The 22,774-nt window shown below is 56.2% G+C and carries 25 protein-coding genes; 8 read left to right on the top strand and 17 right to left on the bottom strand.

Annotation, left to right across the window (positions count from 1 at the left end; all coding sequences use genetic code 11):
* Positions 1-139: 139 nt before the first annotated feature.
* Both TQ98_RS04835 and TQ98_RS04830 read left to right on the top strand, forming a co-directional pair.
* Positions 140-508: a hypothetical protein gene (locus TQ98_RS04835; protein ID WP_044871912.1), complete on the top strand. Its 369-nt coding sequence runs from the start codon at positions 140-142 to the stop codon at positions 506-508.
* Between the two features lie 24 nt (positions 509-532).
* Positions 533-1,087, top strand: coding sequence for a GNAT family N-acetyltransferase (locus TQ98_RS04830; protein WP_052659174.1), 555 nt, complete (start codon positions 533-535; stop codon positions 1,085-1,087).
* On the opposite strand, the gene TQ98_RS04825 is transcribed toward TQ98_RS04830, so the two are convergent.
* Positions 1,084-1,404, bottom strand: a complete 321-nt coding sequence (locus tag TQ98_RS04825; RefSeq protein WP_044871914.1) for a cupin — start codon at positions 1,402-1,404, stop codon at positions 1,084-1,086. The genes TQ98_RS04830 and TQ98_RS04825 overlap by 4 nt on opposite strands.
* A complete protein-coding gene (locus tag TQ98_RS04820; RefSeq protein WP_044871915.1) occupies positions 1,401-2,306 on the bottom strand; it encodes a DMT family transporter in 906 nt (301 codons plus the stop codon). Before TQ98_RS04820 ends, TQ98_RS04825 begins: the two co-directional genes overlap by 4 nt.
* A 148-nt stretch (positions 2,307-2,454) precedes the next feature.
* On the opposite strand from TQ98_RS04820, the gene TQ98_RS04815 reads away from it, so the two are divergent.
* Positions 2,455-3,327: an AraC family transcriptional regulator gene (locus TQ98_RS04815; protein WP_044871916.1), complete on the top strand. Its 873-nt coding sequence runs from the start codon at positions 2,455-2,457 to the stop codon at positions 3,325-3,327.
* Positions 3,328-3,420: 93 nt separating this feature from the next.
* On the opposite strand, the gene TQ98_RS04810 is transcribed toward TQ98_RS04815, so the two are convergent.
* A complete protein-coding gene (locus TQ98_RS04810) occupies positions 3,421-3,738 on the bottom strand; it encodes a YqfO family protein (RefSeq protein WP_044871917.1) in 318 nt (105 codons plus the stop codon).
* Between the two features lie 97 nt (positions 3,739-3,835).
* On the opposite strand from TQ98_RS04810, the gene TQ98_RS04805 reads away from it, so the two are divergent.
* Positions 3,836-5,356, top strand: coding sequence for a DUF6538 domain-containing protein (locus TQ98_RS04805; protein WP_242443047.1), 1,521 nt, complete (start codon positions 3,836-3,838; stop codon positions 5,354-5,356).
* A 190-nt stretch (positions 5,357-5,546) separates the two neighbouring features.
* Positions 5,547-5,918 (top strand): hypothetical protein, encoded by a 372-nt coding sequence (locus TQ98_RS27570; RefSeq protein WP_146035990.1) that lies wholly within the window; start codon positions 5,547-5,549, stop codon positions 5,916-5,918.
* A gap of 163 nt (positions 5,919-6,081) precedes the next feature.
* Here the strand turns inward: TQ98_RS27570 and TQ98_RS27565 are convergent, their stop codons facing one another.
* The gene (locus tag TQ98_RS27565) at positions 6,082-6,456 is read right to left on the bottom strand and encodes a hypothetical protein (RefSeq protein ID WP_146035989.1); all 375 of its coding nucleotides are present in this window, start codon (positions 6,454-6,456) and stop codon (positions 6,082-6,084) included.
* A 221-nt stretch (positions 6,457-6,677) separates the two neighbouring features.
* Here TQ98_RS27565 and TQ98_RS04800 point away from each other — a divergent pair, with 221 nt between their 5' ends.
* A complete protein-coding gene (locus tag TQ98_RS04800; protein ID WP_044871918.1) occupies positions 6,678-6,992 on the top strand; it encodes a hypothetical protein in 315 nt (104 codons plus the stop codon).
* Between the two features lie 290 nt (positions 6,993-7,282).
* Here the strand turns inward: TQ98_RS04800 and TQ98_RS04795 are convergent, their stop codons facing one another.
* The 10 genes from TQ98_RS04795 to TQ98_RS04770 all read right to left on the bottom strand — a co-directional run bounded on the left by TQ98_RS04795 (position 7,283) and on the right by TQ98_RS04770 (position 15,324).
* Positions 7,283-7,837 carry a tyrosine-type recombinase/integrase gene (locus tag TQ98_RS04795; RefSeq protein WP_044871919.1) on the bottom strand — a complete coding sequence of 185 codons (555 nt, stop codon included), beginning with the start codon at positions 7,835-7,837 and terminating at the stop codon, positions 7,283-7,285.
* A 578-nt stretch (positions 7,838-8,415) separates the two neighbouring features.
* Positions 8,416-9,888 carry a hypothetical protein gene (locus TQ98_RS27560; RefSeq protein WP_146035988.1) on the bottom strand — a complete coding sequence of 491 codons (1,473 nt, stop codon included), beginning with the start codon at positions 9,886-9,888 and terminating at the stop codon, positions 8,416-8,418.
* Positions 9,889-10,496: 608 nt separating this feature from the next.
* Positions 10,497-10,709 carry a hypothetical protein gene (locus tag TQ98_RS04785; RefSeq protein ID WP_044871921.1) on the bottom strand — a complete coding sequence of 71 codons (213 nt, stop codon included), beginning with the start codon at positions 10,707-10,709 and terminating at the stop codon, positions 10,497-10,499.
* Positions 10,706-11,179: a hypothetical protein gene (locus tag TQ98_RS27555; protein WP_146035987.1), complete on the bottom strand. Its 474-nt coding sequence runs from the start codon at positions 11,177-11,179 to the stop codon at positions 10,706-10,708. Before TQ98_RS27555 ends, TQ98_RS04785 begins: the two co-directional genes overlap by 4 nt.
* Positions 11,180-11,193: 14 nt before the next feature.
* A complete protein-coding gene (locus TQ98_RS27550; RefSeq protein WP_146035986.1) occupies positions 11,194-13,440 on the bottom strand; it encodes a hypothetical protein in 2,247 nt (748 codons plus the stop codon).
* The gene (locus TQ98_RS27545; protein ID WP_146035985.1) at positions 13,430-13,738 is read right to left on the bottom strand and encodes a hypothetical protein; all 309 of its coding nucleotides are present in this window, start codon (positions 13,736-13,738) and stop codon (positions 13,430-13,432) included. The genes TQ98_RS27550 and TQ98_RS27545 overlap by 11 nt, the downstream gene beginning before the upstream one ends.
* Complete coding sequence (locus tag TQ98_RS04775) at positions 13,738-14,109, bottom strand: hypothetical protein (RefSeq protein ID WP_044871923.1); 372 nt, start codon at positions 14,107-14,109, stop codon at positions 13,738-13,740. The genes TQ98_RS27545 and TQ98_RS04775 overlap by 1 nt, the downstream gene beginning before the upstream one ends.
* Entirely contained in the window at positions 14,109-14,531 is a 423-nt protein-coding gene (locus TQ98_RS27540) for a hypothetical protein (protein ID WP_146035984.1), read from the bottom strand. Before TQ98_RS27540 ends, TQ98_RS04775 begins: the two co-directional genes overlap by 1 nt.
* Entirely contained in the window at positions 14,528-14,821 is a 294-nt protein-coding gene (locus TQ98_RS27535) for a hypothetical protein (RefSeq protein ID WP_146035983.1), read from the bottom strand. Before TQ98_RS27535 ends, TQ98_RS27540 begins: the two co-directional genes overlap by 4 nt.
* Entirely contained in the window at positions 14,818-15,324 is a 507-nt protein-coding gene (locus TQ98_RS04770) for a hypothetical protein (RefSeq protein ID WP_044871924.1), read from the bottom strand. Before TQ98_RS04770 ends, TQ98_RS27535 begins: the two co-directional genes overlap by 4 nt.
* A gap of 902 nt (positions 15,325-16,226) precedes the next feature.
* Between TQ98_RS04770 and TQ98_RS27860 the strand changes: the two genes are divergently transcribed.
* Positions 16,227-16,418: a hypothetical protein gene (locus tag TQ98_RS27860; RefSeq protein WP_177410150.1), complete on the top strand. Its 192-nt coding sequence runs from the start codon at positions 16,227-16,229 to the stop codon at positions 16,416-16,418.
* Here TQ98_RS27860 and TQ98_RS04765 read toward each other — a convergent pair.
* Positions 16,385-16,645 carry a CDGSH iron-sulfur domain-containing protein gene (locus TQ98_RS04765; protein ID WP_082073175.1) on the bottom strand — a complete coding sequence of 87 codons (261 nt, stop codon included), beginning with the start codon at positions 16,643-16,645 and terminating at the stop codon, positions 16,385-16,387. The two genes, TQ98_RS27860 and TQ98_RS04765, sit on opposite strands and share 34 nt — an antisense overlap.
* A 100-nt stretch (positions 16,646-16,745) precedes the next feature.
* Complete coding sequence (purL, locus tag TQ98_RS04760) at positions 16,746-20,642, bottom strand: phosphoribosylformylglycinamidine synthase (RefSeq protein ID WP_103102883.1); 3,897 nt, start codon at positions 20,640-20,642, stop codon at positions 16,746-16,748.
* Between the two features lie 181 nt (positions 20,643-20,823).
* Here purL and mltF point away from each other — a divergent pair, with 181 nt between their 5' ends.
* Positions 20,824-22,272: a membrane-bound lytic murein transglycosylase MltF gene (mltF, locus tag TQ98_RS04755; RefSeq protein WP_242443046.1), complete on the top strand. Its 1,449-nt coding sequence runs from the start codon at positions 20,824-20,826 to the stop codon at positions 22,270-22,272.
* Between the two features lie 6 nt (positions 22,273-22,278).
* On the opposite strand, the gene tadA is transcribed toward mltF, so the two are convergent.
* Complete coding sequence (tadA, locus tag TQ98_RS04750; protein WP_044871928.1) at positions 22,279-22,767, bottom strand: tRNA adenosine(34) deaminase TadA; 489 nt, start codon at positions 22,765-22,767, stop codon at positions 22,279-22,281.
* Positions 22,768-22,774: the final 7 nt, after the last annotated feature.

The raw sequence follows: 22,774 nt of genomic DNA, 5'->3' as shown, positions 1-22,774 counted from the left end.
CGCAGCGATACCCATCAGCGGCTGCGCAGTGCTACGGGCGGTACATTGGCGATGCGTTGGGCCTCGCTTCGCTCGGCGCCAACCTACATTCAATGCCAAACAGCTAGAGTTATCCCCGTCCTGGTCCCGAGGAACCACCATGTCGCTCCCCATGCGCTACGCCGTCGGTGGCGTGGCCCTGGCCATTGTGCTGAACCTGCTGTTACGCAGCTTCGTGAAGGTCGGCGGCATCGTCGCCACCCTGCTGATCGCGGCCGCCACAGCCGCCCTGCTCGCCCTCGCCTTCCGCTTCATCCAGCACCGCGCCCCGGAACCGGGCGAGCGCTGGCGCATCGTCCTCGGCTACGGCGGCCTGCTGGGGCTGCTATACCTTGGACTGCTGGGGATGATGACGCTGCAGGACACGCCAAGCCCCATGGGTGTTCTGCTGTTCCTGGTGCATTTCCTCTGCTATCCGGCACTGGCCGCAGTGCTGCTGTCGGATCGGTTTTTTGCGAAGCTCCGCTGACGGTCAACAAGGATGTCCACCACCATGAACTACCGCCCCCTTCGCGTGCCGGCCGACAGCGAGCGGCTCGCCGCCTTCGAGGCCTCCTACTGCACGTCCCATATCTGGCGCGTGGAGGCCGACGGCCTGGCCCTGCGGCTGGTCGAGGAAGCGCTGCCCGAGCCCTTCCACAAGGCCTACGACGCGGCAGGCTTCCCGGATGACGTGGCCGATGCGGACTTCGCCCTGGCCGCCGAAGCCCGTGATGGCAGCCTTGCCGGCTTTGCCTGCGTGCGGCTGGTGCCGTGGAACCGCAGCGCCGAGCTGAGCGCCCTGTTCGTCGCACCGGCGCACCAGGGCCAGGGTATCGGCCGCGCGCTGCTGGAAGGCGCCATGGCCTACGCCCGCAGCCAGGAGATGCGTTGCCTCTGGCTGGAAACCCAGACCAGCAACCACCCCGCCATCGGTTTCTACCAGCGCGCCGGCTTCGCCTTCTGCGGCCTCAACACCATGCTCTACGACCCCGGTGAAGTGGCCCCGGAGGAAATCGCCCTCTACCTGAGCCACCCGCTGGGCGCTGAACTCCCCAGGAAGCGCTAGACGCTCCCCTCTCGCTCCACCACCAGGATGCGCGCCGCGCCCTGGGGGTGGGCGACATGCTCGCAGCCCACCTCGGCGTAGAAGATGTCCCCCACGCCCAGCAGCACGCGCTGCTCTCTGCCGGCCTCGCGGTATCGCATCTCCACCGCCCCATCCAGCACCACGAAGACCTCGCAACCGTCGTTGACGTGCCAGATGTAGGGCTGGTCGGTCCAGTGCAGGCGCACCGTGGTGCCATCGAGGTCGGCGATATCCAGGGCGTCCCAGGCTCTTTCCGCCGTGAAGTCGCGGCTGCGCACCACCTGTCCGGCACTCATGCGCGGCCCGCCGTGGCAGCGGCCGGGACGACCACCTTGGGTTTGCGGAACACCAGCACGTTGCCGGCCATCACCAGGACCAGGCCGAACAGGGCCGGCAGGGTCCACTGATAGCCTTCGACAAAGGCGGAGATGTTCAGCGCCACCACGGGGAAGAGCACCGTGCAATAGGCGGCGCGCTCGGGGCCCATGCGGCCCACCAAGGTCAGGTAGGCAGTGAAGCCGATCACCGAGCCGGGGATGGCCAGGTACAGCAGCGAGCCGATGTAGCGGGTATTCCACTCCATGTCGAAGGGCGTTCCACTGACCAGGCACCAACCGGTCAGCAGCAGGGCCCCGTAAAGCATGCCCCAGGCGTTGGTGGTCAAGGGTTTGAGCCCGGCCTTCTGCTGCAGGCTGGAGAGCATGTTGCCGGCGGAGAAGCACAGCGTGCCCAGCAGTGCCAGGCCCAGGCCGATGAAGGTTTCGCGGCTGGCGCTGTGGTGCGAAAGCTCCGGCCAGAACAGCAGCGCCAGGCCCATCAGCCCGAGACCGCCACCGAGGAGCACGTTGGTGGCGATGCGCTGGCCGAAGAAGAGGCGCGCATTGAGGGCGTTCCACAGGGTGGCCGTGGAGAACACCACGGCGATCAGGCCACTGGGGATCCACTGGCTGGCGGTGTAGAAGCACATGAAGTTGACGCAGAACAGGCACAGGCCCTGGGCCAGGCAGATCAGTTGGGCGCGGCGGTCGAGCTTCTGCAGACGACGGCTCACCAGCAGGAGGGCGAACAACACGGCGGCCGCCAGGGCGAAGCGATAGGCGATGGAGGCGGGAATGGCGACGCTCCCCATCTGCAACTTGATGGCGATCCAGGTGGTGCCCCAGATGAGGACGGTGAGCAGGTAGAGGGACAGGTTCATCGCGGCGACTCCGATTTCGATGGAAGCAGTCTCCGCCCGCCCCTCCGGCACCGCTTGCATAAACTTGCGCTTATCTCGTCGGGAGACTGCCCGCGCACAGGCGTGCGCGGTAGCATGGACTCCACTCGCACACCGGCCGGCTCCGCCCATGTCGCTACTCGAACAGAACCAGGTCTTCCAGTCCCTCAGCAGCTCGCCGAACGCTCGCCTGGAGCACAGCGCGGAGCTGGGCGACGGCCTGGGCGCGGCGCTCTGGAGCAACCACCACGACGCACGGGACTACCAGGGACCCAAGGTCCACACCCTGTCGTGCTACCTGGCCGGGGGCACCGGGACCTTCCGCCGCGAACGGCCGGACACCAAGGGGGCGCCGGACAAGCTGTGCATCCTGCCCGCCGGGCACGAATCATCCTGGGTGATCAACGGCGAGATCCGCCTGGCTCACCTCTACTTCAGCACCGAGCATTTCGCCGAAGCCGCGGTCACGCTGCTGGACCGGGAGCCCCGCGAATTGCAGCTGCAGGAGCGGACCTTCCTCGACGACCCGCGGCAGGCGCAGAACTTCCGCGAGCTGATCCGACTGGACTGGGACGAACCCGGCGAGCGCCTGCAAGCCACCAGCCTGGCCCACGAAATGATCCACCACAGCCTGCTGACCCAGGCCGGACTGCGAGAGGGATTACGCTTGAAGGGGGGACTGGCGCCGGCGCTGCGCAAGCGCCTGGTGGACTACATCGAAAATCGCCTGGCCGACGCCATCACCCTGGGCGAACTGGCAGCCTTCGCCGCGTTGTCGGAGTACCACTTCGCACGGATGTTCCGCGAAAGCTTCGGCATGCCGCCGCACCAGTTCGTGCTGGCACGGCGCCTGGCGCGGGCACGCAAGCTGCTGCGCGATACCGACCTGCCGCTGGGGGAAATCGCCCTGGCCTGCGGCTTCGCCAGCGCCAGCCATTTCAGCAACCGCTTCCGCGCCGCAATCGGCGGCACGCCAGGGGCGTTCAGGGCAGCGTTCCGCTAACCGGGGACTACCATCGTAGGGTGGGCTTCAGCCCACCAACGATGTTCACCTCGCTCAGTCCCGAGGCCGCCTGGCCCCAGCGGACAGGGGCAATCAGAACACCATGTCGGAGAGGCGCCAGACTTCGAATGCCGGCGTCTCGTAGGGATGGGCCTTCTTCAGCGCCTTGACCGTTTCGTGGATCAGTTCGTCGGCCACCACCAGCTCCACCTTCCACTCGGCCACGTGCTCGACGACGCCGCTCTGGCCGACAAAGGGATTGCTGCCTTCCAGCGGCCGGAACTGGCCCTGGCCCAGGGACTGCCAGCAGCAACTGTCGTAGGCGCCGATACGCCCGCCGCCGGCGGCAAAGACGGCTTTTTTCACGGGTTCCAGGTGGCTTTCCGGAACATAGAAGCACAGTTTGTACATACTTCACCCCGAACCCCAGCAAACACGCGGCCTGCAAGGGGGTTAAGCTATAATTGGGTAGAAAATCTGGGTAGAATTCTTGAGTAGAAACCGGCCCTTGGACATCATTATGCCATCACGCTCAAATCATCTCGTGCAACGCGGCACAGTTTGGCACGCTCGTATTGATGTCCCTGCGGACCTTCGCCCAGCGTTCGGCAATCGACGCATTCTGAGCAAGAGTCTTCGGACGGGTGACAAGCGCCTCGCCCAAGAGCTGGCCAGCACGCAGGTTGGACAGTGGAAGGCTGAATTCCGTGCCATAAGGGACGCAAAGATTCGTTCCGGTGATCAGTGGCGGGAAGAGCTGGCCAGAGCAGCCAAGACCCACCACAGCCAGACCGACGAAATACTTCTCTCGACCATGAAGGGGACTCTTGGCAGCGAGTATGGAAGTGCGCCCCTTGATGAACTGCGAGAAGCTAGGGATGAAGTCCGCGACCTACTAGAACAACTCGCACAGACGATGGGCATACCAGACGCCTTGAATGATTGGGATGCAATCATGGGCAAGGACGGTGTGCACGAAACGGACAGGATGCACCAGTTGCGGGAGGCTCAACTGTTGGCCCTAGTTCAAGGTGCACAAAACACGTGGCTCCTGAAAGGCGATGAGATTGGGGAGGCTCAAGCGATTGCGAAAGACCCCAGCACCTACAAGCCCAAGTCCCCGATCAGTTCGACCAGCATTGAGCGATTTTCTGAGTTCTACCTTACGCAGAACGATAACGTCCGTACCCGTGATGTGTATGTAGCCAAAGTCACCAAGCTGTCCACATGGCTGACCACAAACGGAAAGGAACTCAACTTCGATTCCGTGGCTGAGTTTTTGGATTCGGTGGGCAAACAGCGGCAGACCCGAACGGGATACCTTGCTGCGTTCCGTCGATACCATGAATGGGCCTGCCGGTATGACACGTACTACCGGGGCATCTACGCAGACGCGAAGAATCCCTTCGACAATCACACACACCCCAAGGTTGGCGCCAATGCTGGTAACAACTGGGATGTGTACAAACGAGAAGAAGCCGAACGTCTCCATACCGCTGCACTCGCCAAAGGTGACACAGACCTCGCTGACCTGATCGTCTTCGCCTGTTACACCGGGTGCAGGATTGAGGAACTTGGTCGTATTCGTCGGGAGACTACAGTGTTTGACAAGGACGGAACGCCCATCTCCTTCAAGGTGGATGACGCCAAGACCAAAGCAGGCCTCCGCGAAGTACCAATTCACTCAGCACTGTTGCCGATGTACGTCAGGCGCTTGGAGGCCCCACAGGGTAGCCATGATTTTCTGTTTGCTAGTAGTGACAAGCACAAACACGGATTACGCCTTAACGCCCTTGGCCAGCGGTTCACCAAATTGAAGCGTGCGGAAGGGTTTGGTGATCGGCACGTCTTCCACAGTTTTCGGAGATGCACCGTAACCCAGCTACATCAGAACGGAGCTGATCAGAGTGTTATTCCGTATATTGTTGGTCATGAGATTGGACTTCTGACCTACGATCTTTACTCAGACGGCCCCGAGTTCAGCAAGAAAAAAGAAGCCATTGAGAAACTTGTGTTCAACTTCACTTGATACGTGCACCACTCTCGCCACGTAAGGCTGAATAACCTGATTGTTAAAGAACAGGCCATAACTTGCGTTATGGAACACAAAATAGGGCTCTCGCCCTAGTGACACTAAGGATAGCGGCGAATCGAATCGTACAGATTCTCTCCTAGTGCACGTTTATCAGATGTTTTGGAACAACAGAAGGAAGCTGAGAATGAAGAAGATTGCACTTGGACTGGTGCTGATTGGAAGTGCAAGCATAATTCCTGCACATGCAGCCGACAGCAAGGGCGTGTTTAACGTACAGGGAATAGGAAATCATAGCTGTGGAAAGTTTGTAGAAGCAGCCAATCAAGGGAATAATCAAAGCAATTGGGCGAACTGGAATAACTACGCCTCTTACACAGCAGGCTACATAACTGGCCTGAATGAATACCTGAACTCCACAAATGACATCATGGGAGGCACAGATATGCCCGGAGTTATGGCGTATGTTGAGAAGTTCTGCCGAGACAATCCGCTGAAGGATTTTCACGAAAGCTTACAGGCTGTAACCGTCGAACTCTACCCAAACAGAAAACAGTGAGTTGATGGAATGAAAAGGATTACCGCAGCTATGTGCGGGGCTTTTCTTTATGCACGCTATATCGAGCCGCAAGGGGCCTAGGAGGCATTCTGATACTGCGCGACTACCATCCTAGCCATTTGCACGTTAAACACCTTATAGCGCCTTCCAGGGCGACTAACCCTTACGCGGATAAACTCACTGTGTCACGACAGGCGGACAGATCAGCGTTGAGTGTGGCGATTCCGGTCAGCAGTGTTCGCACAACAGCAGAATGTACTAGCGGCTGTTCCAAGTAATTTTGGAGAGTGGCTTGCAAGGCGGAAACCTTGGCTTCTTGCCATGCTTTGTGCGCTTGCCACGGGTTATCGAAGTAACCGAGATGGATACGTTTGCCATTGATATGACAACGGGCACGGTAACGCCTCTTACGCTGGTCAAAGCTAACTCCAAGGAGGTAACAACCACGGGTGTTCAGGGATGTGTGTTGAATCGGGGTGCTTTGAATCGGGGCGGCCTGAACGGCCAGAGGGGAAAAAGCGAGTGCAGCAGTATTCATGATGTACCTCCTATGTCAGTTGATTTGGCGTAACTCCTCCCGGCATCTGCTCGGGTGATTTGGTTGAGGTGGCGAACGATACAGATAGTTGGATATTCTGTCAATAGAAATCGCTTGACTTTCCTGAATCGCACAAATTTAGGGGTTCAGCCCCCTATCCAGAGTGGTGGCACGTAGCTACGATCAATGGCGGATGGTCACACACCAACAGGGAGTCGCGCATGAACGAACAGATTTTCGTACTGAACAGCCAGAAGAAGAACACCAATCATATCCTTCACCTGCTGCTGTGTATTCCAACATTCGGCCTGTGGCTAATCGTCTGGTTCTTCGTTGCCAACAGTAATGCCAGCCACAACCAAAAGATTCAGAAGCAGATTGATCAGGTTCTTGGCTACAAAATGCAAGGCTTGAGTGACGTTGAGACGTACAAGAAAGTGAATGCTGATGAAGCTGCTCGCAAACAACGTAGTGACCAGATTTTCATGGTGACTGTAATCGTGTTGACGTTTGCAGCCTTCTTCCTGCTGAAATAACCCACCCGCCGTTCTGAGCGACTTTGCACAGGGGTGGGGTAGTTTTGTAGTGTCAGCCAAATAAATAAGCTGGGGCCTTTTCTGGAAACTCTGGATTTGTTTGCTAGCAGCTTAACTGTGCGACAGGGGGCCTGTACTGAGCTGTCGGAATCCATAAATAAGTCTTGGCAGACTGGCACGCTTGAAGGCCCTACAAGGGGCCTACATTCAACGATATTCAAAAGCACTACTGTGTAGCCAGAAACGAAGAAAGCCCCATGTAGGGGCTCTCCGGGGCGTATGGCTGGAAGTCAAATCACGAAGTCATCGTAAGTGGCGTCAATCTCAGCTTGTGTCAATCCGATGTATACCATCGTTACCGCTGGGCTGCTGTGGTTCAACACCTTGCATATCTTCTCAATGGATACGCCGCTGCTGTGCATCAACCATCCACGGGTTTTACGCATGGAGTGGGTGCCAAGGCTGATACCGAGTTCATCCCCCACAGCCTTGAATGCATTTGCTACAGCCACGCGGCTAACCGCCTTGCCCTTCGCCCTGTTGCTGTCCACTTCGAATAGATAGGTGTGAGCGGGATTGGCTTCCCGACGCTTCTGGACGATGGCTACGGCCTTCTCATTGAGCTTGATGTTACGCACCTTGCCTGTCTTCGACTCCCGCACCACAACACGGTTATTTAATGCGTCATCGTAAGTGATGGTTAGGAGGTCGCTGATACGGAGGGCGACTTGCAGGCCGAACACCCACAAATCGGAATACAGGGTGTTGCCCTTCGCGTTCAGCATCAGCTTGCGAGCAATGAACGCCACTTCTTCCTGAGTCTTTACCGCTTCAACGATGTTCATTCGTACTTTACTCCGCCAGCCAATTCACCTTGTTGTGTTAATTAAACACGAGCCCATGTGCACTAGTCAAGCAACCATGCTGGATGCGTTATTTACACAATTGCATTCTGTTAATTAGAGGCATCTCAACATCCCGACTCCCATCAATGACGAACGGCACGTGAGAATGTTTGACATGGCGTGAAGACTGTGAATTGGCGCTTGAACTTTCACCTATTTCATCAAATTTGCAAAATTGACTCATAAGTTAGGAAAGGCGTTCTGCTTGACCAACAGATTGATGAAGTCAGGCAGAATCAGGGGTTCAGACGTGCTACAATTCAAGCACCCCATAAGATGGTGTTGTTAACTACTAATTAACAGACAGTTTCTTCGCATTATTAATGTTGTCTCGCCTTCAAGTCGCCCCTTCCTTCAGCGTTATTGCTAACGCCTCGGGAAGAGGGGAATACACACCATAACTCACGTTATGGAACACCATTAAAAGGCTGAAAGCCTTATGAGAGTAGGGCTTGAGCCTTGTTTTGGCGGATTTGAACCGTACCGTTTCTCTCCTAGTGGCGGGTTTTTCATTTCCTTCATGCCACCTCCTTGCACGATACGAAGGCGAACGGATCAACATCGTCGTCGTCCAGGGCGAACGAGTGACTTTCAACGAAGTGGTGACTCTCAACGAAGTGGTGACTGACAACGGGAGCAGGAGTATCAGCAGCTATCTCCGCTTTCAGATCATCAAGGAAGGAGGTTGTCACGCACTTAGAAGGAGTGTGCACAGGAACAACAGGGAGAGTCACAACAGCAGCTAGGCGACGTTCGTCTCTCCTACGGTGGTAAAGTTCTTCCAGATCACGAGTCAGGATTTCAGGCTGAGTGAGGTTGAACTTAAACGGCTCAACTTGTTTGACGACTTTCTTGGATGGTTTTTTGTAGGGCTTGACGACCCAATTTTGCCTTGCAATTTCAAAGGCGGCATCCGTCTCTTCTTTAGTTTTGTCGCCATAGATATCTTCCCACCACGGAATATCAACAGATGTTCCAGCAGGGATAGTGTGCTTGGCAATCATGGTTTCAAGAGCAATCTCCAGATCATCAACAGACTTTCCGTGCAGCAGATCAAAGATTAGTTGAATATCTTCGTTGGAGAGTTGTGCATATCCGTTTCGTGTGGATTCTCTGAAGTCAGCGAGGAATCCGGCAATCTCTGGACGGAATTCAGAATGACGTTTCCACTCTCGCAAGACTACACGTGCAGCACTCATCGATCCTAGTTCAATCTTGTATGCTGGTTTAACTTCTGTTCCATCAATCAGTGCTTTCAATTCTGCTTTCAGAGTTGTTAGCTCCCTGCCTTTGGCTTCCTGTGCACGTTCGTAGAGTTCAAAGTGTTCAGGAATGTTCAAGTCAGCATTAGCAGCAATCCATGCACGATCTTTGGAAGCTGTAGTTGGTTTAATCTTGTATTCCTTCACAACTCGGGCCACCAGATCACGACCAAGAAAATGAATTGCCTTTTCCTTCACTTCACTTTCTTTGTCGGTCGGGCGAACTTTCAGGAAATCTTTTTCAGAACGGAGAATGCCCAATCCTTCGCCATAGTGCTTAGTTCCATGTGAACGATTGAGAGACTTGGGGGAAACAACGAGATTGTGAGGATGGAGCAAGCCAACTAGGGACTGTCCGTTAACCGGGCAGATATGAGAAATTTCATAATCTTTGACTGTGCTGTATTTGTTGGCAATGTGGGCGAAAGCATGAATTTTGTAAAGTTCACCAAGGGACTCAACAGTGTGTCCTGTCAGAATTTCCAAGGTTCCAGCTCGCTTTACTTCCTTGGCGATGTAATAGAAGAAGTTGCTATTCAACGCAATTTTCATCGCCTTTTCAATTGGATCAACACGACGTTTCTTGTTGTGTTGTGCACCCTTGCAACCATCAGAGCAATATTTCTGTTTGGCTGTCCTGAAGCGGAAACGCTTTCCACACTCCTTGTTTGCACAATAGCGAAGGTTGTTCTTTTTCTTAGTCTTTGTTGCTGGTGTTGTTTGTGTCATTGATAGCTCCTGTCAGGTTAGCTGTTGGTTTAAATTTGGTTAGATCGGCGTAGGCTTTACGGCAAGCAGAAGAGCAGAACGGATTAGCACGCTGCTTGTAATGAACATGGCCGCAATAACGGCACGTACAGAGACGCATAGAGATTCCTCCATGTTGGATGGATGATTAATGTGTTTGGTGTATACAGCGGGTAGGACGCCAAGGCTGGCGAACGTTACGGAGTAGAGTCGGGGGTGTAAGAAAAGGGAAGAACAAAACAGAACTTCCCTTCTACACTATATTTTAACTCGACACTGTCTATATGTCATTGACATAAAGTTCCAACTTTAACGATATTGGTTGACATAAAGTGACAAGTTTCAATTGGCAAGCTTCGGAGTGCTGTAGTAACTCTGAATCATGATATCGCACACATCCTCGCTGTACCCCATGAACACCATTGAATGGAACTCGTGGACTGCTGCTGGAAATGTATTCACAAAGTCTGTTCCGTAGTGCTTGGCTAGATAATCGGCTACGTGCTGCACTGTGCCATCTGCACTAAACAGGCCAGAGAATGGGCGGGCTTTCTTGGGGTTTGGCTGAGTCGGCCATCTGTAAGTTTGTGTCATTGCTTGCACCTCTCTGCATTGGGGAATTGTTTGCACATTTCTGTTTTAGCTGCTGCTTGGAACTCTTCTGCGGAATCGTATTTCTCACGAACCTGTTCAGGAATCGCAGTGTTGTTCTTCCACGCTGGATCGCCTGACGGCTGAAGCAGATAAGCACCAGCTCCAAGGGCGATGGCGAGAGAGGCAGCTACTAGAATCTTTTGGATCATTTGGATTCCTCCTTGGTAATTCTCGTGTTGATGTTCTGTGAGAACGTTGTTCGTTGAGAATTGTCAGTGTTGGTGGTTGTGTTGTTTGTGATTGTCTGTGGTTTGTGAGCTGGCGGCAATACTTTGCCATTTGGCAATACGACATAACCGCTAGACTCCAGCACTCCAGATAGAAGCATGTATGTCTTATCCAACTTATCATGAATGTCTCTAATTTCCGCTGCATTGCGTTCTCGCTGCTCACGTAGGGTTTGACTCACTCTCTTGTCGAAGTCGCGTTCAAACTCAATTTGGGAGGCTTCTACGGTGCGCTCTGCTGTATCCTGAGCTGTCATTGTGGATACGCCACACGACACTAGCACCAACAGTGCAAATGCAAGGATGGTTCCTTTGGCTGCGTTTAGCCAACTTTTAAATCCAAGAATCATTAATACTTTCCGTTTGTTGTTCGTTGATAGGAAGAGGGACATTGCGTCCCTCCCTGTTACTTTTCTTTCTGTCGTGCGGCGGCTCTGCTGAGTTGGTCAAACCACACTCGCTCAGCACCATTTTTGATTGCACGATCAAGATCCCTTTCAAGGAAGTCTTTCATTCCCTGCACTGTGGCGACGTTATCAGGCACTTTCACTTCGACGTTGATATTCTGCACAATATCATTCTTGACAGAGTTATCAGTGTTGGTTGTGGTGTTGACTGTCTGAGAACTTGCGTTTGCAGCGGCGATTCCAGTTGCGTTGTAATCAGGAATGTTTGCAGCAGTGATTCCCTTCATCCATTGTGGAATGAAGTCAGCACCGGCACGTGGAATAGCAGCACCATCCAAGTTAGGCATCAGTCCACGTTGAATCCTGTTTGCTTCTTCTTCACTGCGGGGGATTGGCGTCATTTGGCCTTGAATGCGATCAGCGTTTCCGCTGATTCCATCTTTGTTGGCTTTACGCTTTTCAACGATTCCCAATGTCTCCGCTGCTGCACGAATCTTCTCAACAATGTCAGTGATAACACCAAGGATCGATTGAGATACATCAAACACTGTCGCCATGCCTTGCGTCACTTTGGACAATACATCCAGAACGAAGGAGCCAACATCTTTAGGTGTGGTATCGCCCCAGATGGCAGACCACAGAATGCCAATTTGCTCTAGCTGTTCATGGAACTCTGTAGAAAGCTCTCCAAAGGAATCTTGGAATTCTTGCAGAGAATCTTTGTCGAAGAATCCAGACAGATCGCCTTGATTCACAGCGTTCACAAACTCTGTGGTTTTGTTGATTACGCTCGTGATAATCGCGAGAGTATCAGCAGCCAGAGAGCCGAATTTATCGAACTCCGGGCCTAGCCCTTGAAGCAAGTCAAACTTGGCTTTGTTGAACAGGGCTACTTGATTTCTCAGCTTGGAGTCGTTTGCATCGTAAGAATGAGCAAGACTTGCTTGTAGTTGGTTTTCCATCCTCGCACGGGAGGATTCACCAGTGTTCACAGCAATGTCTAGGGCGCCACCATCGTTAGCGTGTTTCCCAAGGATGTTGCCAAGCTCTACCAAGAACGTCTGTAGAGTTTTACCAGCAATCTTCCTATCCTCACGATCCTTACGGAATTGATCCTCAGCCGCTTGACCAGTTTTGTTTCCGCCGATTGCACGTTGATAAGCTTCTGCACCAAACTCGTTAGCACGCGCTCCAAGGTGTTCGGCGATTTGGCCTGTCCACTCTTCAGAGAAGAGCTGATTCTTACCAAGTGCTTGCAACAGACCACGATTCAAGCCCTGAAGCTCTTCGCCTGTCGAACCCTGAGATTTTCCGTAAGACAGGATTCCCGCTGCTGTTGCCTCAGCTTGTTCAACACCAACTTTGCGAGAGAGTGCACCAGTTAGTTTGGCGTAGTCTCTACCACCTTGAGCAGCGTCCAATCCAAGCTTGTTCGCTAGTTCCAAGTATCGACTTTCAGCACCTAGGGCGCCTTCGCGACTCCCCGTCATTGCCTTGAATTGGGCTAGGCGAGTATCACGAGTGTCACCAGCTCTCTGAGCAGCCTCAGCAAAGGCGTTAGAAGCGGCTACAGCAGCAGCGGCAAGAGCAGCAAGGGCAACTGTCGCACCACCAGCGGCACCAGCAATACCGCCCATAGAGGGCGCTACAATCGGGCCAAGAGACATACGGCCTGCAAAACCACCAAGGCCACCACCACCAAAGTGAGGGAGGCGATGACCGCTAGATACACTGGAGCGTTGTTGCTGGCGCTTCAGATCACGTGCACGACGCTGATCAAGTTTATACTGCCTGTCCTGTTCGAAGGCTGCCAGACGGCCAAGAGCAGTCTTGGAACGAGCTTCAGCGGCGGCTGTTCTAGCTGCTTGTTGACGTAGTTGGTGCATTGCCTTTTCAGCTTGGAGACTGAATTGCAAGTCTGCACGTTTCTGTTTGGATTCCAACAGAGATTGCTTTGTACGCTGTTGAGCTAGTTGTGTTTCAGCTTTGGCATTGGCAAGGGTAAACTTGGATGCCTGCATCTGCTGAGTAAACTGAGCTTTCGTAAGAGCCTGCTGTTCTTTAATCTGTTTGGTCATTACCTGCATTCCAGCAGGCTTGATTCCAAGTTTCTTATCAGCAACCTTACGAAAATTCGCTAGTCGGCGTTCTAAGTTATCCAAATAACGCTGAAAATCTCTAAAGCCTGTCTTATCGACTTCGAACTTCAACGTACCTGTTAGACGGGCAATTTCATCACTGTACATTCTCCACCTCTGTTGCTCTTGGGATGGTGAACTGTGTTAGTGCGTGAGCAATTGCATCCATCACAGCAAGGTAATCTGCACTGTTCATGAATTTGTCCACTGCCTTAACTTGGCTGTAGCTCACTTTGCTTAGAATTGCTTTTCCAAGTTCATCAGCGACGGGCTGAAGATTTACAGAAGTTAGGAATTCTTCCACTTTCTCTGTTGGCATTGTGGAGGCGTGTGCACCTCTCACAGCATCTTGCACGAAAGCAAGAAAGTATTTGCGATGTGTGGATGTTAACTTTGTGTCGGTCATTATTCTTCCACCTTGAAAATTCCAAGTTCGATAAATACAGCGTTGGCAAACTCCATCGCTTGCAACAGCTCATCACGTTCTTTAGCCAAGTCCTGAATGCGATCAACCATAATGTTGGCTTGCACTTCACTGAGAAGACTTTTCTCTTGAAGTTGCTCTAGTTCTCCATTGCACCAACTCCAAGCTTGCTTTAGCTGCTCGATACACTTTGTATCTTGATCAATGTATCCATTGAGCTTTGCAACTTCAGCCTCAGCTTTGTGTCTGGCTTGTTCTTCTTCATCTAGACGACGTTGAAGTGTTTCCACTTGGAATCTGAGTTGATCGTTTTGTTCTACTGCCTTGCGAAGCAGGCATTCTGCTTTACACATTATTCGTTCTCCTGTCGTAGTGTTCCGCCGTAACTGCGGGTGTTGGGAATTGGTGCGTATACTTTCAGTGTTTCATTGAGAAGTTGTGTGGACTTGGCTTTGCTCCATCCAAGATATCCGCACATGGCCTTGCCTACGTGTTGTTGTTCAATGCACCATTCGAAGAAATCGGGAAGAAGCTGCAAAGCAAACTTACTTCCAGAGAATGCAATGGCAACACCTACTTCTGTTGTTAGCCAAACGTAGTTGTAAGCTGGAATGTATCCAAGGCGATTGGCAAGGAATGTTCTCAGCTTCTTGAATACTTCCTTGATGAATACTTCACCACTGAGGAAGTAATGTGCACGCCACTTCTCTGGATTGATTTGCACGTCAAGTGCAAGCACTCTCAAAGATGGCGGAATGTTTGTTTTAACTTTCATTCCTTAAATGTCCCTTTGTCGTAATTTCTGAACACCCAACTACCGGCTTTGAGAATATGACCAGTTGGCAGGGTGTAGTCAGTTAGAAGGGTAAAGCTATCTGCCATCCACTCAGGGTGAGTTTTGTTAAACTCTGCACACAGCTTTGAAATCATTCTTTCGGAGTAGTCGTCAACAGACATTACAAGTTGAATCCTTGGAATACCTGCTGTTGTAGCTAGTCGCACATCATCAGGAGAATACTTCTTCAAGAGAAATCTTGTAGTTGCATCAAGGGTATTGGCGTTCATGCTGCACCCAACAGTGTGCGAACTTCTGCACGAATAGCGGCCTCTTCATCTGCGAGAGCTTGAGCTGCTTCCTGTTCACGCTTCTTTCGTGCTTGCTCAAGCATCAGATTGACTTGCCTGTCTTCAATTTCACGATTCTGTTTATCAATGTTTGCACGGTAACGAGCTTCAACCTCTTCATCGAGGACTTTAATGTCAATTGCTTGGTCCTTCTTTGGACGCTCCATGAACAGAGTGATGAAGATTCCTGTAGGCCCTGCTACATAACTTGGCTGTAGTGCACACTCTTTGTAACCCTCTTTCAGCAGGCGGGCGTACTCACTGAATGCATGCGGGAGGTTCTGGAATGTGAACTCCTGAATCGCACCACGAAGAATCTCATTAGTTTCTGGGTGGCGATCCTTCAGGTGAACTCGCATTGCAAAGAAACCTTTCTCGTTTTCTTGGAGTGCTTTCAGTTCGTTGGCGTCGAAGGTGTGGAAAATGCTGTCATTAGTTTTCATTGTGTTGTTTCCTCTGTGTGTGTTGGTGTTTCAATTTGTGTTGTTTCGTTTGTTGCTTCTGCTTTCTTCAAAGCTCTGTGGTGTTGCATTCTGCATTTTGTAGAGCAGAACTTTGATGTGGAAAGTTTTGTTTCGTAGGGGCATCCGCATTGGATGCATGGGCGAATAATGATCATGCAAATACCTCCTGAGTATCTGGTGATGTAAGTTGATTAATATGTTTTGTGTTACGGAGTCGTGCAGGAGTCCTGAAAAAGTCCCCCGAAGGAGACTCTTCATTACCACCAACACTTTTGAATTAGGTGAGTTGTTACCTGAAACTGTACAACTCTAAACAGCCTGTCGGGGAACCACTCCGACAGTAACCAGTCTTCGAACTAGCGTCCGAAGGATGCGACCGAACACTACTGGCTGGAGTGCAGTGGAGGCCATCGAAGCCCCGGTCTAATGTACGTTGTGTAGAGCAACGTAGATGAGAAGTGCCATGTCGAGGGGTGTAGTCTCAACATGGCAGAGACGTTAGCTATTCGCCTTCGTCTGGAGATAGTGCCAGTGATTGAACGGGACTGGCGCCCGTAATCCGATTGATCGTGTATCAAACGCAGGAGACGTGGAGAAAAGAAAACTCTTCTGTATTCCTCATGCTAATTATACCAAGAGAATCGTCATCTGTCAAGCATTTTCTGTGCCACCTGTCCAGTAAATTTACAATTCTTCGGATGAGCGGAGCTAGGCAGAATCAGGGCTTGAGCTGGAAGGCCCGGATTATCTGGCTTTGAGGATGTGAGCCTTGGGTAGAAAAATTGGGTGGAAATCCGATTGCTGAACCATGTCAAGCCATTGATTTATAAGGCTTTTTCAAACAAAACCGAGAAGCACAGTTTGTACATCAGGTTCTCCGCATGAATCAGGTGGCGGGACTACTCAGCAATGGCGCCACAAATAATGTCACCGTGATATCAATCACCGCCGAGGTGCCGTTCACATACGGCGAGTTTGACCTGTACCACAACGAGGCGTTCTCCCCTTGCCTAGTACGCCTGGCGATAACTGCGACGCGTTACTCACCTTTCCAGAAACGCCGCCAGCGCTGACCCAGGCTGGGCGTAGGTGGACTGTGGCTTCCGTCGCAATAGGGCAGACGGGCGGAAAGGCCGCAACGGCATAGCAACAGGCGCTGCTCGCGGGCGGCGATCAGGGACAAACCATCGGGACAATCGGCCTGGCAATCGGGAAGCCGCACGGACTGGCCGCAACGGCAGAGCCGACAGCGCTCACCGGGCTGGAGATGGCGGACTTCGGGGAGCAGCGGGTCCGGCATGGTTGGAGCTCAAAAACAAAAAGGCGGGAGAAGAGTGCCTTCTCCCGCCTTTTGCTGTCGATGACCGAGTGGGCCAATCAGAACGGCCTTCGGCCGGCTTTTAATCCACCCAGACGCGGGCGTTGCGGAACATGCGCATCCAGCCGGCATCTTCCTGCCACTCATCCGGGCGCCAGGAGTTCTGCACGGCACGGAACACGCGCTCCGGGTGCGGCATCATGATGGTCACGCGGCCGTCGCGGCTGGTGAGGCCGGTGATACCACGGGGCGAACCGTTGGGGTTGGCCGGGTAGGTTTCGGTGACCTTGCCGTGGTTGTCGACAAAGCGTAGCGCCACGCAGCCGGACAGGTCGGCTTCCAGCAAGGCTTCCTCGCTCTCGAACTCGGCATGGCCTTCGCCGTGGGCGATGGCGATGGGCATGCGCGAACCGGCCATGCCACGCAGGAAGATCGAGGACGACTCCTGCACCTGAACCATGGCGACGCGAGCCTCGAACTGCTCCGAGCGGTTACGCACGAAGTGCGGCCAGAACTCGGTGCCGGGGATCAGCTCGTGCAGGTTGGACATCATCTGGCAACCGTTGCACACGCCGAGGGCGAAGCTGTCCTTGCGCTCGAAGAAGGCCTGGAAGCCGTCACGGGCACGGGCGTTGAAGAGGATGGACTTGGCCCAGCCCTCACCGGCGCCGAGCACGTCACCGTAGGAGAAGCCACCGCAGGCCACCAGGCCCTTGAAGTCTTCCAGGTTGACGCGGCCGGCGAGGATGTCGCTCATGTGCACGTCGATGGCGGCGAAGCCGGCGCGGTCGAAGGCGGCAGCCATTTCCACCTGGCCGTTGACGCCCTGCTCGCGGAGGATCGCCACCTGCGGACGCACACCCTTCTTGATGTAGGGCGCGGCGATGTCCTGGTTGACGTCGTAGCTGAGCTTGACGGACAGGCCGGGGTTCTCTTCTTCCAGCAGGATGTCGAATTCCTGGTCGGCGCAGTTGGCGTTGTCACGCAGGCGCTGGATCTTGTAGCTGGTCTCGGACCATTGGCGCTGCAGCAGGCGGCGCTCGCCGCCGAACACGGCCTCGCCGTTGAAGCTGATGGCGACATTGGCGCCGTTGACCGGCTGGCCGATCACCGCCACGCAGTCGCCAAGGCCGGCGGCACTGAACTGGGCCAGCACTTCCGGGGTGGCGTCCTGGCGAACCTGGATCACGGCGCCCAACTCTTCGTTGAACAGCACGCCAGTCAGCTCGTCGCGGTTGTCGGCCATGGCGTCGAGGTAGAGGTCCAGGCCGCAGTGGCCGGCGAAGGCCATTTCCAGCACGGTCGCCAGCAGGCCGCCGTCGGAACGGTCGTGGTAGGCCAGCAGATAGCCATCGGCGTTCAGGCCCTGGATCACTGCGAAGAAGGCCTTGAGGTCTTCGGCGTCATCGACGTCCGGCACCTGTTGGCCGAGCTTGCTGTAGACCTGGGCGAGGATGGAGCCGCCCAGGCGGTTCTGGCCACGGCCGAGGTCGATCAGGATCAGGTCGGTCTCGCCCTTGTCCAGGCGCAGCTGCGGGGTCAGGGTCTGGCGGATGTCGCTGACCGGAGCGAAACCGGTGACGATCAGGGACAGCGGCGAGGTGACGGACTTGTCCACACCCTCGTCCTGCCAGCGGGTCTTCATGGACATGGAGTCCTTGCCCACCGGGATGGTGATGCCCAGCGCCGGGCACAGTTCCATGCCCACGGCCTTGACGGTGTCGTACAGGCGCGCGTCCTCGCCCGGGTGGCCGGCGGCGGCCATCCAGTTGGCGGAGAGCTTGATGTCACCCAGCTTCTCGATCTTCGAGGCGGCCAGGTTGGTGATCACTTCGCCAATGGCCATGCGGCCGGAGGCCGGGGCGTTCAGCACGGCCAGCGGGGTACGCTCGCCCATGGCCATGGCTTCGCCGGTGTAGACGTCGAAGCTGGTGGCGGTAACGGCGCAGTCGGCTACCGGGACCTGCCAGGGGCCGACCATCTGGTCGCGGGCCACCAGGCCGGTGATGGTGCGGTCACCGATGGTGATCAGGAAGTTCTTGCTGGCCACGGCCGGGTGGTGCAGCACGCGGCTCACGGCGTCTTCGATGTCCAGACCGGCGGCGGCGAAGTCATCGCCCAGCTCGGCTTCGCGGCTGACGGAGCGGTGCATGCGCGGCGGCTTGCCGAGCAGGACCTCGAGCGGCATGTCCACCGGCTTGTTGCCGAAGTGGCTGTCGGCGACGGTCAGGTGACGCTCTTCGATGGCTTCGCCCACGACGGCGAACGGGCAGCGCTCACGCTCGCAGATGGCCTTGAAGCGCTCGAAATCAGCGGCATCCACGGAGAGCACATAGCGCTCCTGGGACTCGTTGCACCAGATTTCCAGCGGGCTCATGCCCGGCTCGTCGTTGGGCACGGCGCGCAGTTCGAAGCGGCCGCCGCGGCCACCGTCGTTGATCAGTTCCGGCAGGGCGTTGGAGATGCCGCCGGCACCCACGTCGTGGATGAACTTGATGGGGTTCTCGCCACCCAGCTGCCAGCAACGGTCGATCACTTCCTGGCAGCGACGCTCCATTTCCGGGTTGTCGCGCTGGACGGACGCGAAGTCCAGGTCGGCGGAGCTGGCACCGGTGGCCATGGAGGAGGCTGCGCCGCCGCCCAGGCCGATGAGCATGGCCGGGCCGCCGAGGACGATCAGCTTGGCGCCGACGGAGATTTCGCCCTTCTGCACATGCTCGGCGCGGATGTTGCCCATGCCGCCCGCGAGCATGATCGGCTTGTGATAGCCGCGCACTTCTTCACCGTGGGGGGTGTCGATGGCCTGCTCGAAGGTACGGAAGTAGCCGGTCAGGGCCGGACGGCCGAACTCGTTGTTGAACGCGGCGCCGCCCAGCGGGCCTTCGATCATGATGTCCAGCGGGGTGACGATGCGTTCGGGCTTGCCGTAGGGCTTTTCCCAGGGCTGCTCGAAACCGGGGATCTGCAGGTTGGAAACGGTGAAGCCGGTCAGGCCGGCCTTCGGCTTGGCACCACGGCCGGTGGCGCCTTCATCGCGGATTTCGCCGCCGGAGCCGGTGGAGGCACCGGGGAACGGCGCGATGGCGGTCGGGTGGTTGTGGGTTTCCACCTTCATCAGGATGTGTACGGGCTCCTGGGTGGCGCCGTACTGACGGGTCACCGGGTCCGGGAAGAAGCGGCCGGCAGTGGAACCCTCGATGACCGAAGCGTTGTCCTTGTACGCGGACAGCACGCCTTCGCGGTGCATCTCGTAGGTGTTCTTGATCATGCCGAACAGGCTCTTCTCCTGCGCCTGGCCGTCGATGTCCCAGCTGGCATTGAAGATCTTGTGGCGGCAGTGCTCGGAGTTCGCCTGGGCGAACATCATCAGCTCGACGTCGTGGGGGTTGCGGCCCAGTTCGTTGAAGCTCTTGACCAGGTAATCGATCTCGTCCTCGGCCAGCGCCAGGCCCAGTTGGACGTTGGCCTTCTCCAGCGCGGCGCGACCGCCACCGAGGATGTCCACGGCGGTCAGCGGCTTGGGCTGGGCGTGGCTGAACAGGCTGGCGGCCTCTTCCATGCCGGCCAGTACCAGCTGGGTCATGCGGTCATGCAGGGTGCTGGCAACTCGCTGCGCTTCGGCATCGCTGAGCTCGCCGGTGACGTAGTAGGCGATGCCGCGTTCCAGGCGCTCGATCTTGGCCAGGCCGCAGTTGCGGGCGATGTCAGTGGCCTTGCTCGACCAGGGCGAAATGGTGCCGAAGCGCGGCACCACCAGGAACAGGCGGCCGCTGGGCTCCTGCACCGGGACGCTGGGGCCGTACTTGAGCAGACGGGCCAGGACTTGCTCTTCCTCCCCGGTGAGCACGCCAGTCACCTCGGCGAAGTGGGTGAACTCGGCGTAGAGTCCGCTGACGGCGGGAACCTTGTGGGTCAGTTGCTCGAGCAATTTGCCGTGGCGAAAAGCGGAAAGGGCGGGAGCACCGCGCAGGATCAACATCTTCGGGACAGCCTCTGGGGAAGGGGTGTGCTTGGAGGCCGTGCATTCTAGCGCAAAGCGCCGCTTTCCGGCACCTCTGACGGTGCCTCGCGTCGCCCGGCAGCTAGCAGAGAAGATGCCCCCTGTCGAGATATGGCGCCAGACGGGCTTTGCGTATACTCGCAGGATGCTAAATCACCACGTGTTCGGCACACGTCGGGCGTTCTGGGCCCTGGCTACCGGATTCTTCCTGATGCTCGTCGGCTGCAAGCAGCCCACCACCCTCGAGCGCGTTCAGGAGGAGGGTGTGCTACGCGTCATCACCCGCAACAGCCCCGCCACCTACTTCGAAGATCGTAACGGTGAAACCGGTTTCGAGTACGAGCTGGTCAAGCGCTTCGCCGACGACCTCGGCGTCGAACTCAAGATCGAAACCGCCGACAAGCTGGACGACGTCTTCTCCAGCCTGGGCCAGGCCAACGGCCCGGTGCTGGCCGCCGCCGGACTGGTGGCCAGCGACGCACGCAAGAATGAGGTGCGTTTCTCCCACTCCTACCTGGATGTCACCCCCCAGATCATCTACCGCAACGGGGAGCGCCGCCCCACCCGCCCTGAAGACCTGGTGGGCCGCCGCATCATGGTGCTCAAGGGCAGCAGCCACGCCGAGCAGTTGGCGGCGCTGAAAGCCACCCTGCCCGGCCTGAAGTACGAAGAATCCGATGAAGTGGAAGTGGTCGACCTGCTGCGCATGGTGGACGAAGGGCAGATCGACCTGACCCTGGTGGACTCCAACGAGCTGGCGATGAACCAGGTGTATTTCCCCAACGTGCGTGTGGCCTTCGACCTGGGCGACGCCACCAGCCTGGCCTGGGCCATGGCGCCGGGGGAAGACGACAGCCTGTACAACGAGGTCAACGCCTTCCTCGACAAGGCGCGCAAGGACGGCACCCTGCAACGCCTGAAAGACCGCTATTACGGCCACGTCGACGTCCTCGGCTACGTCGGCGCCTACACCTTCGCCAAGCACCTGCAGCAGCGCCTGCCGCGCTATGAGCCGCATTTCCGCCAGGCGTCGCAGAAGAACGATGTGGACTGGCGACTGCTGGCCGCCATCGGCTACCAGGAATCCCTCTGGCAGCCCACCGCCACCTCCAAGACCGGTGTGCGCGGCATGATGATGCTCACCGAGGGCACCGCCCAGGCCATGGGCGTGTCCAACCGCCTGGACGCCAGGCAGAGCATCCACGGCGGCGGCAAGTACTTCACGATGATCAAGGAAGGCCTCTCCGATGAGCTCAAGGAGCCGGACCGTACCTGGTTCGCCCTGGCCGCCTACAACATCGGCATCGCCCACCTCGGCGACGCCCGCAAGCTGGCCGAGGCCGAAGGCCTGAACCCCAACAAGTGGCTGGACGTGAAGAAGATGCTGCCGCGCCTGTCGCAGAAGCAGTGGTACCGCAAGACCCGCTACGGCTACGCGCGCGGTGGCGAAACGGTGCAGTTCGTGCAGAACATCCGCCGCTACTACGACATCCTCACCTGGGTAACCCAGCCGCAGATGGAAGGCAGCCAACTGGCGGAGAACGCCAGCCACCTGCCCGGCATCAACAAGACCCGCCCGCCGCAAGAGCAACAGGACGAAAGACTCTGACGGGTGTTATTCCTTGCGCGCCGCGCGGCGAGCCTGGAAGAAGCTCGAAAGCATTTCGCTGGACTCCTGCGCCAGTACCCCACCTTCCACCAGCACGCGGTGGTTGAGGAATTCCTGGTTGAAGAACTGCCCGCGGCTGACCACCACACCCGCCTTGGGCTCAGTGGTGCCGTAGACCACCCGCGTGATCCTCGAATGGACGATGAGCCCCGCGCACATGCTGCAGGGCTCCAGGGTGACGTAGAGGGTGCTGCCCACCAGCCGGTAGTTCTCCAGGCGGCTGGCGGCATCGCGCACCGCCACCATCTCGGCATGGGCGCTCGGGTCATGGCCGGAAATGGGGCAGTTGAAGCCACGTCCAACGATCTCGCCATCCTTGACCAGCACCGCCCCCACCGGCACTTCCCCCAGGGCCGCGCCCTGCTGGGCCAGCGCGAGGGCCTCGCGCATGAAGTGTTCGTCACGGCTGCGGTCGATGATCTGGGGTTGGCGCATGGTCGGG

The organism is Pseudomonas sp. LFM046, assembly GCF_000949385.2.
GTDB lineage: Bacteria > Pseudomonadota > Gammaproteobacteria > Pseudomonadales > Pseudomonadaceae > Metapseudomonas.
This window is presented reverse-complemented; position numbering and strand designations above follow the sequence as displayed.